We start from the raw sequence: 2,616 nt of genomic DNA, 5'->3' as shown, positions 1-2,616 counted from the left end.
GGATGGCGGCCAGCCAGGAAGGTACGCAGCTCACTCCCACGCACCGCCGCGCCCAGCTCGCGCTGCGGGCCACGACGACGAACGACATGAAGTTGATCTGGCCCATGTTCGATGGGTCGGATGCGTCGTACTCCGCGTTCGTCGACGCGGCGATCAACATGGTGATGGCCCGGCAGGAGACCAGCAGTGGCCTGGCCAGCGCCTACTACCAGCGGTTCCGGTCCGCCGAGGGCGTGGCAGGGGAGATGATCCCCAAGCTGGCGCCCCGGCTCGGCTCCGGGCTGATCCGCGCAGCCCTGTTCGCCACCGGCAGGGCTCTGCAGAAGGCGGGATTCGAGCTCGTTCGGATCAAGGGCAGTCATCATCGGCTGCGTAACCCCGACCGGGCGGGCATCGATGTCACGGTTCCAGTTCACGCCGGGCGTGACATCCCGAAAGGAACACTCCGCCAGATTCTGGCGGACGCCGGTCTGACGGTCGAGGATCTCCAGAAGCTCCTGTAGTCCGCGGCGCGCCGGCTACGCTGCGATCGGTGCCACGCGGCCGGTGGGCGTACGCAGCCAGTGGGCGAACCCGACAAGCGGCAGAACGCCGGCGAAGATCGCGACCCCGGACCAGCCGTGGGTGTCGTAGATCGCTCCGGACAGCGCCGAGCCGATCGCCCCGCCGGCGAACATGGTGGCCAGGTACACCGCGTTCATCCGGGCGCGGGACTCGGGCCGGGTCGTGTAGATCTCGCGCTGCCCGAGGACCTGGGTCGCCTGCACGCCGAAGTCGAGCAGCAGCCCGGCCGCGGCCAGCGCGATCACCGAGCTCTCGGCGAGCAGGGCGAGCAGCATCGCGCCGGCGGCGAGCAGCAGGCCGGCGCCGGTTCCCGCCCGGGTCCGGCCGAGGTCGCCGAGCCGCCCCGCGATCGGTGCCGCGGCCGCGCCGCCGGCCCCGACGAGGGCGAAGACACCGATCGCGACCTGGCCCAGGCCATGGCGTTCGTGCAGGTCGTAGGCGATGGACGTCCAGAAGGCGCTGAACGCTCCGAACATCAGCGTCTGGTAGAAGGCCCTCCGGCGCAGGACCGGCTCGTGGCGCACCAGTTCGACCAGCGAGGCGATGAGCGCCGGGTACCGCGGGCCGGGCGTGGGCCGGCGCTCCGGCAGCACCCGCAGCGCGGTGAAGGCCACCGCCACCATCAGCGCCGCGGAGATTCCGTACACCCACCGCCAGGACAGGGCCGCGGCGATCAGGCTTGAGGTGGTCCGGGCCAGCAGGATCCCGAGCAGCAGCCCGCTCATGACCTGGCCGACGACCCTGCCCTCCCGGCCGGCCGGGGCCAGATGGGCCGCGAACGGCACCAGCACCTGCGCGACCGTGGACGTCGACCCGATCACCAGCGCCGCCGCCATGAAAACCGGCAGAGACGGGGCCGCGGCCGCCGCCACCAGCGCGACCGCGGTGCCGCTGACCAGGCAGACGGCGAGGCGCCGGTTGGGCAGCAGGTCGCCGAGCGGGACGATCAACAGCAGACCCAGCGCGTAGCCGATCTGGGTGATCGTCACGACGAGAGCGGTGGTGCCCTGGCTGGCATCGAACGCACCGGCCAGCTCGGCGAGGATCGGCTGCGAGTAGTAGATGTTCGCGACGGTCAGCCCGCAGGCTGCGGCCAGGAACAGGGCCACGACGCGTAGGCGCCGGGGGTCCGCGCGGACCTCGTGGAAGGACGCGGTCGACTCGGCCATGATCAACCTTTGATAGTGAACGCTGTGTTCATGAAAGCTTATAGCTGAACGACGCGTTCATGAAATAGGCTGCGGATGTGACGGACGATCCACCCGTCGCCCGTCCAGCGGGCGCCGGCTCAGCCCCAGTGCGCGGTACACCAGCGGCGCTGGGTGACCCAGCGGTACCTGTCGGTCCCGGGCCGGGCCGTCCCGGGTTGGACCGGAGCGGGGCGGGCCGGTCTGGGGCAGGGTCCGGCCGGTCTGGGCCCGGCCGGCCGCGCAGTGAGCGGGCCCGGCTGGCGATTCTCGACGCCGCCGCGGATCTGCTGATCGAGGGCGGCCTCGCCGCGGCGACGATGGAGGCGATCGCGGCCCGCGCCGGGGTCAGCAAGGTAACGATCTACAAGTGGTGGCCCAGCCGGGGTGCCGTGGCGGTGGACGCCTACTTCCACCGCTACCGGCCCGAGATGGGCATGTTCGACTCCGGCGACCTCGCCCGCGACCTGACAGCGCAGATCACCCTGATGGTGGACGCCTTCCGTGGCCGCGCCGGCGCGATCATGGCCGAGCTGATCGGGGCGGCCCAGACCGACGCGGCGCTCGCGGACCAGCTGCGCGCGCTGTGGATCCAGCCCCGCCGGGACGCCGGCACCATCCTGATCCAGGGCGCGATCGACCGCGGCGAACTACGGCCCGACGTCGACATCCAGGTCGCCCTGGACCAGCTGTTCGGCCCGCTCTACTTCCGGCTCCTGGTCCGGCACCTGCCCCTGGACGACCCGATGCCCGCGGCGCTCGTCCGCGCCTTTCTGGACGGGGCCCGGTAGCCTGGTTTGGCGAGTCGCAAGAATGAACGATTTTGGTCGTTCCAACGGCCAAATCCTCACTTCTTGCGGGTCGC

The 2,616-nt window shown here is 71.2% G+C and carries 3 protein-coding genes; 2 read left to right on the top strand and 1 reads right to left on the bottom strand.

Features of this window, described 5'->3' with window-relative positions; genetic code table 11:
• Positions 1-503, top strand: a 503-nt coding sequence (locus FREUN1FDRAFT_RS47285; protein WP_006545913.1) for a type II toxin-antitoxin system HicA family toxin, incomplete at its 5' end; no start/stop codon positions are given.
• A 15-nt stretch (positions 504-518) separates the two neighbouring features.
• Here FREUN1FDRAFT_RS47285 and FREUN1FDRAFT_RS38730 read toward each other — a convergent pair.
• Complete coding sequence (locus FREUN1FDRAFT_RS38730; RefSeq protein WP_006545912.1) at positions 519-1,733, bottom strand: MFS transporter; 1,215 nt, start codon at positions 1,731-1,733, stop codon at positions 519-521.
• Positions 1,734-1,930: 197 nt separating this feature from the next.
• Here FREUN1FDRAFT_RS38730 and FREUN1FDRAFT_RS38725 point away from each other — a divergent pair, with 197 nt between their 5' ends.
• Positions 1,931-2,542 carry a TetR-like C-terminal domain-containing protein gene (locus FREUN1FDRAFT_RS38725; RefSeq protein ID WP_006545911.1) on the top strand — a complete coding sequence of 204 codons (612 nt, stop codon included), beginning with the start codon at positions 1,931-1,933 and terminating at the stop codon, positions 2,540-2,542.
• Positions 2,543-2,616: the final 74 nt, after the last annotated feature.

The organism is Parafrankia sp. EUN1f (assembly GCF_000177675.1).
Classification (GTDB): domain Bacteria; phylum Actinomycetota; class Actinomycetes; order Frankiales; family Frankiaceae; genus Parafrankia.
Note: the sequence above shows the minus strand (reverse complement) of the source record. Positions and strands in the feature narration are given on the sequence as shown.

Coding starts and splice junctions, on each gene's coding strand:
- FREUN1FDRAFT_RS38730 (WP_006545912.1), bottom strand. CDS start 1,733: ATGGCCGAGTCGACCGCGTCCTTCCACGAGGTCCGCGCGGACCCCCGG.